12 protein-coding genes are annotated in these 14738 nt (G+C 63.5%); 3 read left to right on the top strand and 9 right to left on the bottom strand.

Going from position 1 to position 14738, the window contains the following annotated elements:
• Positions 1-224 precede the first annotated feature (224 nt).
• The 6 genes from ddaH to sucC all read right to left on the bottom strand — a co-directional run bounded on the left by ddaH (position 225) and on the right by sucC (position 7313).
• Positions 225-1436: a dimethylargininase gene (ddaH, locus tag L1277_RS00785; protein WP_253374457.1), complete on the bottom strand. Its 1212-nt coding sequence runs from the start codon at positions 1434-1436 to the stop codon at positions 225-227.
• A 177-nt stretch (positions 1437-1613) separates the two neighbouring features.
• On the bottom strand, positions 1614-3206 hold the full coding sequence (gene purH, locus L1277_RS00780; RefSeq protein WP_253374456.1) for a bifunctional phosphoribosylaminoimidazolecarboxamide formyltransferase/IMP cyclohydrolase: 1593 nt from the start codon (positions 3204-3206) through the stop codon (positions 1614-1616).
• A gap of 51 nt (positions 3207-3257) precedes the next feature.
• A complete protein-coding gene (gene purN / locus L1277_RS00775) occupies positions 3258-3839 on the bottom strand; it encodes a phosphoribosylglycinamide formyltransferase (protein ID WP_253374455.1) in 582 nt (193 codons plus the stop codon).
• 40 nt (positions 3840-3879) lie between these two features.
• Positions 3880-5142 (bottom strand): DUF6350 family protein, encoded by a 1263-nt coding sequence (locus L1277_RS00770; RefSeq protein WP_253374454.1) that lies wholly within the window; start codon positions 5140-5142, stop codon positions 3880-3882.
• 103 nt (positions 5143-5245) lie between these two features.
• A complete protein-coding gene (sucD, locus tag L1277_RS00765) occupies positions 5246-6133 on the bottom strand; it encodes a succinate--CoA ligase subunit alpha (protein WP_253374453.1) in 888 nt (295 codons plus the stop codon).
• Between the two features lie 16 nt (positions 6134-6149).
• Positions 6150-7313: an ADP-forming succinate--CoA ligase subunit beta gene (sucC, locus tag L1277_RS00760; protein ID WP_253374452.1), complete on the bottom strand. Its 1164-nt coding sequence runs from the start codon at positions 7311-7313 to the stop codon at positions 6150-6152.
• 169 nt (positions 7314-7482) lie between these two features.
• Here sucC and L1277_RS00755 point away from each other — a divergent pair, with 169 nt between their 5' ends.
• Together L1277_RS00755 and L1277_RS00750 are read left to right on the top strand one after the other, a co-directional pair.
• On the top strand, positions 7483-8271 hold the full coding sequence (locus L1277_RS00755; RefSeq protein WP_253374451.1) for an oxygenase MpaB family protein: 789 nt from the start codon (positions 7483-7485) through the stop codon (positions 8269-8271).
• Between the two features lie 96 nt (positions 8272-8367).
• Positions 8368-9870 (top strand): hypothetical protein, encoded by a 1503-nt coding sequence (locus L1277_RS00750; protein ID WP_253374450.1) that lies wholly within the window; start codon positions 8368-8370, stop codon positions 9868-9870.
• Here L1277_RS00750 and panD read toward each other — a convergent pair.
• The 3 genes from panD to L1277_RS00735 are packed head-to-tail and all read right to left on the bottom strand — an operon-like array spanning position 9867 to position 13766.
• Positions 9867-10283, bottom strand: coding sequence for an aspartate 1-decarboxylase (gene panD, locus L1277_RS00745; protein WP_253374449.1), 417 nt, complete (start codon positions 10281-10283; stop codon positions 9867-9869). The genes L1277_RS00750 and panD overlap by 4 nt on opposite strands.
• A gap of 4 nt (positions 10284-10287) precedes the next feature.
• Positions 10288-12675, bottom strand: coding sequence for an ATP-dependent helicase (locus L1277_RS00740; RefSeq protein ID WP_253374448.1), 2388 nt, complete (start codon positions 12673-12675; stop codon positions 10288-10290).
• Positions 12676-12725: 50 nt separating this feature from the next.
• The gene (locus L1277_RS00735; protein WP_253374447.1) at positions 12726-13766 is read right to left on the bottom strand and encodes a glycerophosphodiester phosphodiesterase family protein; all 1041 of its coding nucleotides are present in this window, start codon (positions 13764-13766) and stop codon (positions 12726-12728) included.
• Between the two features lie 160 nt (positions 13767-13926).
• Between L1277_RS00735 and L1277_RS00730 the strand changes: the two genes are divergently transcribed.
• Positions 13927-14727, top strand: coding sequence for a Bax inhibitor-1/YccA family protein (locus L1277_RS00730; RefSeq protein WP_253374446.1), 801 nt, complete (start codon positions 13927-13929; stop codon positions 14725-14727).
• Positions 14728-14738 lie beyond the last annotated feature (11 nt).

Raw genomic sequence — 14738 nt, 5'->3', positions numbered from 1 at the left:
AGGCCCGCTGCGCGGGCTACGGCGTCAGGGCCGGAAATACCGGGCTCTGCGCGAGGCGGCGAGTTGCTCGCCCGGCGGACGACGACGCGACGTGCCGACAGACGCAACCGAGCTCGGCGCGGGTGTCTGTGTCGTAGTTTTCATCACGTCCTCCTCATCACCCAAACAGCCCTTCAGCCTAGAACTGAAGGGCTGCAACGCGCAAGAAAAATCTTGCGGGGGGATTACTGCACGCGGACCGAGAGGCAGGTGAGCGACCCCTCGAGCTTTTCGAATTCACTGATGTCGAGAGACACGACGGTGTAACCGAGTTCGCGAATCAGCTCGGCGGTCAACGGGGCGGCCTGTGAAACCAGGACGGTTCGATCGTCGAGCGCGACGATGTTGGTGCCTTCCTTCTCGGGCACCGCGACGAAGTGGGGGAAGAAGGCCGGGTTGTCGACGAGGTCCGGGTGGCCAAGCAGCGTGCCATCGGGCAGGGCGGTCATCGCGGTCTTCAGGTGAAGCGCCTTGCTGACCGGAGCGACAGTGACGTCGAAACCCTGCGCTGCGGCAATGCTGCGCAGCTGGCGGATGCCTTCAGCGTTGGTGCGTCCACCGCGACCAACGTAGACACGGGTGCCGACCACGAGGACGTCGCCGCCATCGATGGTGCCGGGGTTCATGATGCGTTCGATGGTCAGACCCAGCGACTGCGCGGCTTCTTCGGCGCCCTCGGCCTCGTCCTGACGGCTCTCGACGCCGGACCGTGTGACAACGGCGACAGAGCCGAGCACGATGAGCGCGTCTTCAATGAATACGGAGTCGGCGAGCTTGTCGGCGAAGGGCACTTCGCGCGTCGTCCAACCGTGCTCCTCGAAGGCCTTCGTGTATGCGTCCCACTGCTTGTCGGCGAGGTCCGTGTCGACCGAGGTGCGACCGATGTGCGTGACAACGCCGTCAGCGAGGTTGGAGGCGGGCATCCGGACCAGGGCAACGCGAGTTCCAGCCTCGGCTCGGTTGGCCTTCCACCCCAGTGCGCGAACATAGACCGCGCGCCCGATGGTCGCAGCGATGATCGTGGAGGCGACGACGTAGACGCCGTTGATGCTGACGAGGGTGCCGAAGAGGTACTGGACGACCTCACCGTTGAGCGCGAACCCCCCGGCGATCGTGGTGATACCCGTTCCGATGAGGGTGGCGAGCAGGCCGGAGAAGAGACCGGCGAGAAGAGCCGTCCACCAGAGGCGCAGTCCCCCGACCAGCGCGAAGACGAAGACGAAAACGATAGCAAAGAGGCTGCCCAGAACGTAGTAGTCGCTGACCTGGGTGATCACAGCGGACTGGTACTGCTGAGACACAAAGAAGACGAAGACGCTCGCTGCGTGCGTGACGACAACGGTCGCCAGTGCGGCCAGGACGGATGAAACGAGCCTGCGGCCCCACGAAACACTCATGGCTTGAGCCTACCGGCTGGCCGAACAGCGCCCCGTCGGGGAAGACGCCGCTGCGGACACTCGAAGCTTCTGTACTGCGTACTCATTGGGTGTTGAGAGGAAGCCGACCGGAGGCATCCGTTCATAACAACGTCCGGCACCGGGAGGACCGGTGCCGGACGTTGAGAGTCAGCGTTCTTAGTGGAAGAAGTGGCGTTCTCCCGTGAAGTACATCGTCACGCCCGCGGCCTGCGCGGCAGCGATCACTTCTCCATCACGAACCGAGCCACCCGGCTGAACGACCGCGCGGATACCGCCGTCGAGCAACACCTGCAGGCCATCGGCGAACGGGAAGAACGCGTCGGACGCTGCCACCGAGCCGGCGGCGCGATCACCGGCGCGCGTCACCGCAAGGTGGCAGGAGTCGACACGGTTGACCTGGCCCATGCCAACGCCGACCGATGCGCCATTTTTGGCGAGGAGAATAGCGTTGGACTTGACCGAGCGGCAGGCGGTCCAGGCGAAAGCCAGGTCGGCGAGCGTTTCAGCGTCGGCCGCCTCGCCGGCGGCGAGGGTCCACGAGCTGGTGATGTCGCCGTCGGCCGCGAACCGGTCAGCCTGCTGCACGAGGATGCCGCCGGAAATCTGCTTAGCCTCGAGCGGCTCGGGGGCGAAGTCTGCCGGGAGCTCGAGAATGCGCAGGTTCTTTTTGGTGCGGAGCACATCGAGCGCGTCTTCATCGAATCCCGGAGCGACGAGCACCTCGGTAAAGATCTCCTTGATGGTTTCGGCCATCTTAAGGGTCACCATGCGGTTGGCCGCAATGACGCCGCCGAACGCGGAAACCGGGTCGCAGGCATGGGCACGAGTGTGCGCTGAAGCGATCGCGTCCGGCGCTTTCGGTGCCGCAACGGCGATGCCGCACGGGTTCGCGTGCTTGATGATCGCAACAGCCGGTGCACTGAAGTCGTATGCCGCCCGAACCGCCGCATCAGCGTCGACGAAGTTGTTGTAACTCATCTCCTTGCCGTTTAGCTGCGTGGCTTGGGCGATACCGTGCCCGCCGGCGCGCAGGTAGAGGGCAGCTTCCTGATGGGAGTTTTCGCCGTAGCGCAGGACGTGGGCCAGTTCGGCCTGGATGGTCAGCGATGCACCGAAGCCTTCAGCAGTGTCGGTGAACCAGCCGGCAACGGCGGTGTCGTACGCGGCGGTGTGCGAGAACGCGCGGGCGGCGAGCTCCCGGCGCTGGGCCAGGGTGGTTCCGCCGTTGGCGACGGCTTCGATGATCTCGCCATAGCTCGCTGGAGAGACAACGATCGCGACGTTGGGATGGTTTTTCGCCGCAGCACGGACCATGGCCGGCCCGCCAATGTCGATCTGCTCGACAACGTCGTCACCGACCGCTCCACTCGCGACCGTCTCGACGAACGGGTAGAGATTGACGACGACGAGTTGGAATGGTTCAACGCCAAGCTCGTCGAGTTGCTGCTCGTGCGACTCGAGACGAAGGTCGGCGAGGAGGCCAGCGTGCACGGACGGGTGCAGGGTCTTGACGCGACCGTCAAGCGACTCGGGGAAACCCGTGACGTTGGCGACATCGGTAACGTCGAAGCCCGCGTCACGGATCGTCTGTGCGGTTGATCCGGTCGACACCATCTCAACGCCGGCGCCAGCGAGGGCACGCGCCAGGTCGATCAGTCCGGTTTTGTCACTGACCGAAATCAGTGCGCGGGAGATTCGAACGACGTCACGCTCGCGGTAGAGGCTCTTGTCGTGACTGGGGCCTGCCATTATGTGCTCCTTCTGATTGCCGAGGAAACTCGGGCTTAAAGGCCGGTCGCGCTAGAGGGAAGCGAGGTCGAGCCCATTGGCGATGTCGAGAACCGTCTGCACGAGCAGGCGACGTTCGACGGGTTTGATCCGTTCGTGGAGTTCGTGTTCGGTGTCCCCGGGGAGAACCGGAACGCGTTCGCGGACGATGATCGGGCCCTGGTCGACACCATTGTCGACAACGATGATGGATGCCCCGGTTTCAGTCACGTCAGCGGCCAGGGCGTCGCGGACGCCGTGAGCCCCGGGGAACTCGGGCAGGTACGCGGGATGCGTATTGATGAGGTGCGGCGCGAGGGCGTCGACGACATTGCGCGGCAGCAGGCGCATGAGCCCGCTGAGAACGACGAGGTCGGGCGTCCAGACCTGAATCTGCTCGAGCAGTGCCTGCCCCCACTCCTCGCGTGATTCGAAGGAGCTGTAAGGGACAACGAACGACGGAATGCCGAACTCCTCGGCGTGTGCGAGCCCTTCGGCTTCACGGTCTGCGCCGACCGCCACAACCCGAGCGGGGTATTCAGCGTCGGCTGACGCCTCGAGGAGCGCACGGAGATTGGACCCCGTGCCCGAGATCAGCACGACGAGATTCAGCACGGGGCAATTCTACAGAGAACCGACGATCGCCCTGAGCCGCTCAGCCGATACGTGCGGCCGCGCGGCGGGCGGGTACATCGAGCTGAGCCGAATCCGTCTTACCCGACGCCATCCCGATGAGGGCAGCGATGGTTATCTCAACGAAGGTGAAGACCATGATCAGCCAGGGGTTCGGTCCCACCACAGCGAGCCGCTCGGGTCCGGCGGCGCCGCCGGAGAACCAGGCAAGCAACCCGAGGATGACGGCGGATACCACACCGATACCGACGGCAGCCAGCGCCAAACGGCTCGCTACCGGCCCCCCGCGCAGGTCAGAGACCAGGCGGGACCGAACGCTCGCCGCGGCGAGGAACCCAATGACAAGCGGAACGAGAAGGCCCAGGAAGCCCAATGGGAGGTCGCCGCTCGGGACGGCTCCGAGAATCGGCAGGGCGGGCACCGGACCGACGATCGTGTTGACGGGCGAGATGGAGCTTTCGACGCCCAGGGCAAAGCCGGGGCCGATCAGCCAGGACACGACCCAGATCACGAAATTGCCGAGGAAGGCGATCTGCGCCATCGTCGCCATGATTCCGCCGGACACTCCGAGCTGTGAGCCCTGGTAGAGGCTCGTGATGATTCCAAAGTTGGCGAAAATGAGGATCGCGAGCAGGGCCGCCGCGACCGCGACGATACCCAACGCCGCGGTGAGGCCACCGCGGAATGAGGCACCGATCAGAGCGAGGCTGGTGTCATCGAAACGATCGGTGATGCGGGCAACGAGACCATCACCGCTGGATTGCCCAGTGGCATCCGCTCTCCACAGCACACGGAAGACACCGATGACGAGGCCAAGCCCGTATACAACGGCCGGGATCAGGAAACTCTGCCAGACCGAGGGGCGAACCGCCGGGTCGAGGGCTGTGAGCGCGAGCACGCCGGTGAGAACCGCGAAGGTGAGAACGGCAGCGACAAGCCCGGTCGGCCACGAGCGGGAGGCAGCGATTCGGCGCCCTGTGCGGGCCCCCATCAGCACGGTGAAGAGGGCAACGCCGAGCGGCGCAATGCTCACCACGAACGGAGCTGCCGCTTCGGGGATACCGATCGCGGCGACCGTGGCGCTGGGCAGGGCGACGGTGAGGTCGACGCCGTTTCCGAGAAGCCAGATGTCTACAGCTGCGCGCCAAAAAACGACCCAGTCGACGGAGAATCCGTAGTCTGTTGCCCACAGGAGGCTCAGCGGGACAAGGGTAATGCCGATGCCGATGGCGACGGTGATGATCGCCTCGAGCGCGGCGAGCAGGGCAAGTGTTGTGCGGTTCATTCGAGAAGAAGTTTAGCTCCCGAGCTGGGCCGGATCGGCCTGCCACGCCACGGACGACGAAGGGCGACGGTTTCCCGTCGCCCTTCGTTGTGCGTGCGCTGAATTACAGAGCGGCGATGATCTCGCGCATGAGGCGAGCGGCCTCGGACGGGGTCTTGCCGACCTTGACGCCAGCAGCTTCAAGCGCTTCCTGCTTGGCCGCTGCGGTTCCGGCGGAACCAGAGACGATGGCGCCCGCGTGGCCCATGGTCTTACCCTCGGGAGCGGTGAAGCCAGCCACGTAGCCGACGACCGGCTTGGTAACGTGAGCCTTGATGTAGTCGGCGGCACGCTCTTCAGCGTCTCCACCGATTTCACCGATCATAACGATGGCCTTGGTTTCGGGGTCGGCCTCGAACGCAGCCAAAGCGTCGATGTGGGTAGTGCCGATGATCGGGTCTCCACCAATACCGATAGCGGTCGAGAAGCCGATCTCGCGGAGTTCATACATCATCTGGTAGGTCAGGGTTCCTGACTTCGAGACGAGGCCGATGGGGCCCTTGCCGGTGATGTTCGCCGGGGTGATTCCGACGAGCGCTTCACCGGGGGTGATGATGCCGGGGCAGTTCGGCCCGATGATGCGGGTCTTGTTGCCCTTCTGCTGAGCGTAGGCCCAGAACTCGGCCGAGTCACCGACGGGAACGCCCTCGGTGATGATGACGAGCAGCGGGATCTCAGCGTCGATGGCTTCGATGACGGCGTCCTTGGTGAAGGCTGGCGGAACGAACGCGATCGACACGTCTGCACCGGTCTTCTCCATGGCTTCCGCGACAGTGCCGAAAACGGGAAGCTCAACGTCCCCGTGGACGACAGTTGTGCCAGCCTTGCGAGCGTTCACACCACCGACGACGTTAGTGCCTGCCTTGAGCATCAGTGCGGTGTGCTTGGTGCCTTCACCGCCGGTGATGCCCTGGACGATGACTTTGGAATCCTTGTTGAGGAAAATTGACATTGTTTCGTGCGTCCTTTTACTTCGAAGCCAGCTCGGCGGCCTTGTCGGCGCCTTCGTCCATGGTTGCGGCGAGGGTGACCAGCGGGTGGTTCGCCTCGTTGAGGATGCGGCGACCCTCGTCGACGTTGTTACCGTCGAGACGGACGACGAGCGGCTTGTTCGCTGCAGAGCCGAGCTCGGCGAGCGCACCGACGATGCCCTTAGCGACAGCGTCGCAGGCGGTGATTCCACCGAAGACGTTGACGAAGACGCTCTTGACCTGGGGGTCTCCGAGGATGACGTCGAGGCCAGCTGCCATGACCTCTGCGGATGCTCCGCCGCCGATGTCGAGGAAGTTTGCGGGCTTGACGCCGCCGTGGTTCTCTCCAGCGTACGCGACGACGTCGAGAGTCGACATGACGAGGCCAGCACCGTTTCCGATGACTCCCACTTCTCCGTCGAGCTTGACGTAGTTGAGGTCGGAAGCCTTCGCCTTGGCCTCGAGCGGGTCAGCAGCGTCCTTGTCTTCGAGCTTCTCGTGCGAGGGGTGGCGGAAGCCGGCGTTCTCGTCGAGTGAGACTTTGCCATCGAGTGCGACGATGTCGCCCTCTTCGGTCAGGACGAGTGGGTTGACCTCGACGAGAGTCGCGTCCTCACCCTTGTAGACGTTGTAGAGCTTGACGAATACGTCGGCGACCTTGTCGACGAGCTCAGCAGGGAAGTTCGCTGCGACGGCGATCTCGCGGGCCTTTGCAGCGTCGATTCCTTCGATCGGGTCGACCTCGATGCGAGCGAGCGCTTCGGGCTTCTCAACCGCGAGGACCTCGATCTCCATTCCACCCTCAACGCTGGTCAGCGACAGGTAGGAGCGGTTGGCGCGGTCGAGGAGTACGGAGAAGTAGAACTCCTGGGCGATCCGGGCACCGCCTGCGACCATGACGCGCTTGACGATGTGGCCCTTGATGTCGAGTCCGAGGATGGCCTGAGCCGCCTCGAAAGCTTCGTCGGGGGTCTTGGCGACCTTGACTCCTCCGGCCTTTCCGCGGCCGCCTACCTTGACCTGCGCCTTGACGACGACGACACCACCGAGCTTCTCCGCCGCGGCGCGCACCTCCTCCGGCGTTTCAGCGACGATACCCGGCAGGACCGGGACCTCGTATTTTTCGAACAGGTCTCGTGCCTGGTATTCGTAAAGATCCACGTGGATTTCCGTTTCTGCTTAGTGCATTACTGATGTGCGCAGTTGCTGGCGGCCCCAGCGTCAGGTATCTCGACGCCGAGAGAAAAGCCGTTACCACTCTACTTCTTCTCAACCCGACCGCCCGCACCCGTCGAGCGCTCACCTTCAGGCTGTGGGCTACTGTTGGCGCGTGAGCACACTCTCGGAGGTCGGTCGTGACGCTCTGCTGGTGGCGGGTGGCGGCCGAGCCATCCTGCTTCAGATCGCCAACCCGAGCGTGGGGCGCGGGGTCGCCGCGCATAGCAACTTCGCGACGCGTCCGCTGGATCGATTGCATTCCACGTTGACCTTCGTCTACGCACAGGCGTTTGGGACCGACTCAGACAAACGCGTTGTGCGGCGTCGCGTGAATCGCGCGCACGCGCCGGTCTCCGCCGACGCAACCACGGACACGCCCGGATACTCCGCGTTCGACCCCGACCTACAGCTGTGGGTCGCCGCGACGCTCTATGACACCGCCATCACCCTGCGCGAGTTGGTCTACGGCCCCCTCGATCCCGCGGCCGCTGACGAGATTTACCGGGAGTATGCGGTGCTGGGCACTGCACTGCAGATGCCAGCCGCCCTGTGGCCAGCCACTCGCTCTGACTTCGATTCGTATTTTGCGGCGGAAAGCGATCGACTAGAGGTCACCCCGGAGGCTCTCGCCGTCAGCACGTCGCTCCTGGCGGGTCGGGTGCTCCCGGCTCCGCTTCGGGCGGCGATGCCGCTGGTCCGGCTGGTCACTGCGGGCCTGCTGTCTCCTCGCCTTCGCGAGGCCTACGGATTTCATTGGACGCCACGGCAGCAACGTCGATTCGACCGCGTCATTGCCATGACACGCGTAGTGTGGCCCAGGCTGCCGCGCAGCATCCGTTTCTCCCTCTCTTCTTTCTACCTGCGAAGGTTGCGCACCGGCGCCGACGTCGACGTCGACTGAGCTTGTTTTTCCTCCACAGGGAGACACCGTGCTGGGCGTTCCCCCGAAGCCCGCTGATGCGGTCCCCGTCTCCCTCGTCGCCTGACACTCGTCGGTATGACTTCAGCAGCATCTTCTTCGCGCTCGTACCGTCCTTTTCGGTGGCATATTCGGATAACCACTCTCGTTGTCGCCGTTCTCGGCTGCATGGCGACGCTGATCATGATGGCGCCCGCCGCATCGGCCCTCCCGGTCACCGCCCGCGGCTTTGGCTACCTCTCGACCGGTGATGGCGGGTTCTGGCTCGGATCGTGGCGGCTCGCTGACGGGACTCTCGCCTTCTGTGTAAACACGGAGCGCAGTACCCCAAATGGCCAGGAGTACAGCTATGCCGACGGCGCCGCGCTCGACTGGTATGACGCGAACGATTCGGCTCGACTGGCATACATCTCACGAACGTGGGCAGGCACGACGGACCCGATCGTCGCGGCGGCGGGACAAATCGCGACATGGACAATCACCGGCCTTGGTCGGCACACTCAGGACGAGCTGGCTGCAAAGGCTGACGCGAACGCGAGTACCGTACGCGATCTGGCACGGCGGATGCTGGAGGAAACCGAAAAGTCCGCCTCTCTCGCTGTTACGGCCGCGTTGGAATTCGCCCTCACTCCCGACGGAGAAACGACCGTCACTCCCGCGCTCTTCCTGCGCACTCTCACCGCGAGTGATGTGCGCGTTCCAGCCGGTCTGCATCGAGCCGTTGTCACGCTCAGCGGTGGAACGTTTGCGAATGGGGAAGCCACTGCGATGGTGGCGAACGGGGAGTCCACGACCATCCGTGTCCCCACCGAAACGGCGCTGGCCGGCGTGATGGCAACAGCCCGGTTTGAGGCGCTCCCCTACGGGAAGGGCCTTCGTATGGCTGTGGCACGGGGAAGCGCGCAGAATCTTCTCACCGCGCACACCGCACCGGTGACGGCCGGCGCGGAACTCGCATCGACGCTTCCGTCCGATCGACAATTCCAGCCGATGGTGACCACACGCACGAGTGCCTCGGTCGCCGAGGCTGGTGCATCTCTGCACGACACCGTCGTGCTCGGTGTGAGAGTGACTCCGGCGACGGTTTCCGAGTGGCCGGTGTTCGGTCCTCCTGGCGGTCCATTCGAGCCCGTCCCTGTGACCGTGCGAAGCAGACTGCTGGGCCCGTTCGAGGGTGAGATCGAACTCGCTCGGGAGCCACCGGCCAGCGCCCCGGTTGTCTGTGAAGTAAGTCTGCTCGTCGCCACGGGACCTGGTGAGTACAGCACCCCGGCGTGCACCATCGGTGGCCCGGGACGCTACGTCTGGGTGGAAACCATCTCGCCCGACGACACAGCTTCCACCGAAGGTGGCTCGCGGATTCTGCCGTGGAGCTCCCCATTTGGAGTGGCCACAGAGATCACCACCGTTGCTGTGCTTCCGATTCCCCCAGCGAGCGTCACGCCCCCGGTTGTGCGGTCGCTACCGGAGACCGGCGGCACGGTGAGCCCCGTGCTGCAACTTCTCGCCGTCACAATCGTGCTGTTCGCCGTCGGAACGGCGTGCCTGGCCTGCCGCCGAAAGCGCCGCCTGAAGGCTTAGCGAAGCAGTGCTTGGGGTGGCGTCTCGACGTCGCCGACGATCGCCTCGGCGGGATCATTGCCGAGTGCGACGATGCGATTCAATCCATCGACGTGTACGACATGTGGCTCGAATTCGCGAGCTTCCTCGGTCGTCATCTGGCCGTAGGCGATGATGATCACGGTGTCACCGGGGAAGACGAGGCGCGCTGCAGCGCCATTGATCCCGATCACGCCGCTGCCCCGTTCGCCGGGAATCGTGTATGTCTCCAGTCGGGCGCCGTTGGTCACGTCGACGATTGACACCAGCTCGCCGGGGAGGATGTCTGCCGCATCGAGCAGGTCGAGGTCGACCGTGATCGAACCCACATAGTGCAGATCGGCCTGGGTCACCGTCGCGCGGTGAATTTTCGCGGTGAACATAGTGCGCAGCATGGTGTTACAACTTCTCAATCGGTGCGATCTTGATCAGCAGCTTTTTGAAGCCTGCCGATTCAAACTGGACGTGGGCGATTCGTTTCGCTCCAGCGCCGGTCACGGTCTGAACTCTGCCCTCACCGAAATCACTGTGACGGATGCGGTCTCCCGCCTCTAATTCCAGCGAACCGTTATCGCGAACCTGGTTCGTTATGCGGTTAGGCCAGTCACGCTTCTCGGTAAGCGGCCGGCTGGCCAGGTCGGTGCCGTTCCACTTGGACCGGTTGGCATTGAGTGCACGCGGCTGGGTGCCACCGCGCGAGTTCGCCATTCCAGGTGACTGGCGCCATTCGATGAGATCACCCGGGATTTCCTGGAGGTACCGACTCGGCATCGCGACCGCTGTCTCGCCGTACTGCGCGCGAGTCATGGCCAGGGAGAGGAACAGGCGTTTTTTGGCACGTGTGATTCCGACGTAGAACAGCCGCCGCTCTTCGGCGGGGCCGCCAGGCTCCGTCGCGCTCATTCGGTGAGGAAGCAGATCTTCCTCAATACCTGTAAGGAAGACGGCGTCATATTCGAGGCCCTTCGCGGTGTGCAGCGTCATCAGGGAGACTGTTCCGCTCGAGTCGTCGAGATCATCCGCCGCGGCAACCAGCGACACTTCGGTCAGGAAGTCCACCAGTTCGCCGTCGGGATTATTGCGTTCGAATTCCTTCGTCACCGCGATGAGCTCTTCGATGTTCTCCGCGCGTGCCTCGTCTTGTGGATCGTGGCTTCGGCGCAAAGACTCGATGAGCCCACTCTTCGTCACGAGGGTGCTCATCACCTCAGAAACCTTGCCTTCAGCAACCAGGGCGGCACCTTCGTCGAGCAGCGCCGAGAGAGACAGGATGGCGTTGGTCACTTTGGGGCCAAGGCCGAGCGACGCGGCCTCGCGCATCGCGTCACGGAAGCTGATTCCGTTGTCTTCGGCGAATCGGAAAAGTTGGGTCTCCGTGGCCGGGCCGATGCCGCGCTTCGGTGTATTGAGGATGCGGCGCAGGGCAAGGGTGTCTTGGGGGTTCGCCACTGAGACGAGGTACCCCATCGCGTCCTTGATTTCGGCTCGCTCGTAGAACTTCGTGCCGCCCATGATCCGATAGGGCAGCGCGGACCGGATGAAAATTTCTTCGAGCGCTCGAGTCTGCGCGTTCGTGCGATAGAAGACAGCGATCGAGCTGTACGGGGTGCCCTCCGAGTGCAGCTTCTCAATCTCGTCGGCAACAAATTGCGCCTCGTCGTGGCCCGAATAGCCGGTGTAGCCGACGATCTTCTCGCCGTCGCCAACGGCGGTCCACAGCTTCTTGTCTTTGCGATCGAAGTTGTTCGCGATAACGGAGTTGGCCGCGGTCAGAATGTTCTGGGTTGAACGGTAGTTCTGCTCGAGCAGGATGACCTTTGCCCCGGGGAAGTCACGCTCGAATTCAACGATGTTGCGGATGTCCGCACCGCGGAAGGCGTAGATCGACTGGTCAGAGTCACCCACGACGGTGAGCGATGCTCCCGGCGACGTGGTGATGAGGGCATTGTCGTCGAGCGCTGGCGGCCGCGTCAGCTCGCGGATGAGTGAATACTGGGCGTGGTTGGTGTCTTGGTACTCGTCGACGAGGACGTGCTTGAAGCGGTTCTGGTAGGTCGCGGCAACGTGTGGGAACGCGCGGAAGAGGTAGACGGTCTGACCGATGAGGTCATCGAAGTCGAAGGCGTTCGCAGCGGTGAGTGCTCGCGTGTATGCCCGGAAGATCTGCACGAACGCCGCTTCGTTGGGGTCCTCCATGTTGGCGTTGCGCGAATAGCTGTCAACGTCGGCCAGCTCGTTCTTAAGCTTCGAGATCTTCGCGGAGACGTTCGCCGGCGTGAAGCCGAGCACGTCAGCGCCCTGTTCCTTGATGATCCGTTTGATCAGCACCCGCGAGTCGGAGGAGTCGTAGATCGTGAAGTTCTTGGTGAACCCGAAGTTCTCGGCTTCACGGCGGAGGATGCGCACGCACGCGGAGTGGAACGTCGAAATCCACATTCCTTCGGACGCCTGGCCCACCAGGGCACCGACACGTTCGCGCATTTCGGCGGCTGCTTTGTTGGTGAAGGTGATGGCGAGAATCTGACTCGGCCACGCTTCGCGGTTCTCGAGCAGACTGGCGATGCGGCGGGTCAGCACGCTCGTCTTGCCCGACCCGGCGCCGGCGACGATGAGGAGAGCCTGCCCCCGGTACAGCACGGCCTCCCGCTGTTGCGGGTTGAGGCCGGCGAGCAGTCGGCTTTCGCCGCGGGACTCGCTGGGGTCGCTCGTCGGGATGGTGGCGGTGTGCCAGCCGTCAACAATCACGGGTGTCGCGGACTGCGCGTTCGGTTCTGAGGTGCTCGCCATATCGTTACCAAGTTTAGGCCGGGCGTCTGACAGTAGGCTCCAGCCGCTCGCTACCCGCCGAGCTCTCGCCGCGCCTGCCGTGCCGCGACACCGAGATCCGGGTGATCACAGAACACGCCGTCGACTCCGGTCGCGAGAATACGGTCGAACTCGAGCTCCCACTCGCCAAATTCCGACGGCTCCCCTCCGGTCCGAAAGTGCTTGGTCAAGAACTTGTTCTCGGGTCGAAGAGTCCAGGTGAACACGTCGAGCCCCCGCCGATGCGCTCGGGCGACCAGGTCGTTCGTCTGTCCTCCCGGTGCCCCCTGGAAGAGCATGGCCTTGTCGACACTGATGCCGTCAACCGCGAACCCGTTTTCGCCTGCTGACAGGGCGTCCAGACCGACGTCAGTGATGACATCCGCATATTTACTCGCCTGTGTGCCGCGCAGGGCGACCTCATCGAACGGGCGTCCCTTTTTCTCCAGCAGATAGATATAGCGCGCGGTCAGCCCACGCGCGTGCATCTTTGCGAGCACGGATTTCTCGAATGACTCGACGACCAGACCGGCTCCATTCGCCCACGACGTCGATGAGAGAGCGGATGTGACAAGGTCGTCAAGAGGAAGACCCACGTTCTCGAAATGGGTCGCGTGCTTAATTTCGGCAACGAGTCCGAGTTGCCTCCCCTGTGTCTCTGACGCCTCGTCGATGATTGGCAGGAGATCGATGAGGCGGAGGATGCCGGCCGATCCGTCGAAGCTTGCACTCGCGGGTCGAAGCTGGGGAATCCGCTCCCGGCTCCGCAGGGTGGAGAGTTCAGCCCAGGTGAAGTCCTCGGTGAACCACCCGGTCAGTTCAGAGCCGTCGATGTTCTTCGTCGTGCGGCGGTCAGCGAACTCCGGGTGTGAGGCAACATCGGTCGTGCCGGAGATCTCGTTCTCGTGGCGGAGAACGAGAATACCGTCGCGAGTGGCAACGATGTCCGGCTCCACCGCGTCGGCCCCGAGAGCGAACGCCAACTCGTATGACGAACGGGTGTGTTCGGGGCGATACCCGGGAGCGCCCCGGTGACCGATGATGAGCGGACCGGCGGGTACGGACGAAGTCATGATTCGAGCCTATTCGAGTGCTTCCTTAGCACAGACCCCTGCTCGGAATAGGCCCGGAATCCTCGCTGTTTCACAGTAAACACCGATAGGTTTGGAACTGGTTCCGCTCCGCGGCCCGATCACATCCCAGCCGTTTCGACTGAGAAGGACAACCACACTCATGGCAACGAACAACCCGGCGTTCAAGAACCCGGCATTCACCCAGCCCAACGCGATGGCCGTTCAGACGGCAACCGCGTCTGAGCTCCAGGACATGTACAACCGTCCGGCCGCCGGCGCAGCTGCCGCCGACCGCATGACGATCGAAGACACTGTCGTCAAGAGCGCAATTGCGTTCGGCATCCTCGTCGTCGGCGCTGTCGCAGGGTGGGCGCTTGGAGCAACGATGCCGGCGCTCGTTTTCGGCGCCGCAATCATCGGATTCGTTCTCGCACTGGTCAACACCTTCAAGAAGGAACCGTCCGCTCCCCTGATCCTCGCGTACGCGGGCCTGCAGGGTGTATTTGTCGGCGGTATCTCGTACATCTTCGAGCAGACCTGGTCGGGAGTTGTGCTCCAGGCTGTGCTCGCCACCCTCGTCGTAGTCGGTGTGACTCTCGCCCTCTTCGCGAGCGGAAAGATCCGTGCATCGAAGAAGGCCACGAAGATCTTCCTCATCGCGATGGTCGGCTACCTCGTGTTCTCGTTGGTCAACGTCGGCATGCAGATGTTCGGCCTCACCGACAACCCGTTCGGACTTCGGGGCGCCGACATCGCCGGCATCCCGCTCGGGCTGATCCTCGGTGTGCTGTGCGTCATCATGGGTGCGTACTCGCTCGTGCTTGACTTCGACTTCATCCAGCGCGGCGTGCAGAACCGCGCACCTCGCAAGTACGGCTGGTCGGGCGCCTTCGGCATCATGGTCACGGTCATCTGGCTGTACCTTGAGATCCTGCGCATGATCGCGATCACCCGCGACTAGCACTTCTAAGA

It is taken from the genome of Okibacterium sp. HSC-33S16 (assembly GCF_024171565.1).
Classification (GTDB): domain Bacteria; phylum Actinomycetota; class Actinomycetes; order Actinomycetales; family Microbacteriaceae; genus Mycetocola_A.
The sequence above is the reverse complement of the archived record's forward strand: the minus strand, read 5'-3'. Positions and strand labels throughout refer to the sequence as shown.

Bases quoted from the DNA above. Each gene is read 5' to 3' on its own strand.
- panD (WP_253374449.1), bottom strand. From the start codon at position 10,283: ATGCTGCGCACTATGTTCACCGCGAAAATTCACCGCGCGACGGTGACC.
- sucD (WP_253374453.1), bottom strand. From the start codon at position 6,133: ATGTCAATTTTCCTCAACAAGGATTCCAAAGTCATCGTCCAGGGCATC.
- L1277_RS00740 (WP_253374448.1), bottom strand. From the start codon at position 12,675: ATGGCGAGCACCTCAGAACCGAACGCGCAGTCCGCGACACCCGTGATT.
- L1277_RS00750 (WP_253374450.1), top strand. From the start codon at position 8,368: ATGACTTCAGCAGCATCTTCTTCGCGCTCGTACCGTCCTTTTCGGTGG.
- L1277_RS00735 (WP_253374447.1), bottom strand. From the start codon at position 13,766: ATGACTTCGTCCGTACCCGCCGGTCCGCTCATCATCGGTCACCGGGGC.
- L1277_RS00770 (WP_253374454.1), bottom strand. From the start codon at position 5,142: ATGAACCGCACAACACTTGCCCTGCTCGCCGCGCTCGAGGCGATCATC.
- L1277_RS00730 (WP_253374446.1), top strand. From the start codon at position 13,927: ATGGCAACGAACAACCCGGCGTTCAAGAACCCGGCATTCACCCAGCCC.
- purH (WP_253374456.1), bottom strand. From the start codon at position 3,206: ATGGCAGGCCCCAGTCACGACAAGAGCCTCTACCGCGAGCGTGACGTC.
- ddaH (WP_253374457.1), bottom strand. From the start codon at position 1,436: ATGAGTGTTTCGTGGGGCCGCAGGCTCGTTTCATCCGTCCTGGCCGCA.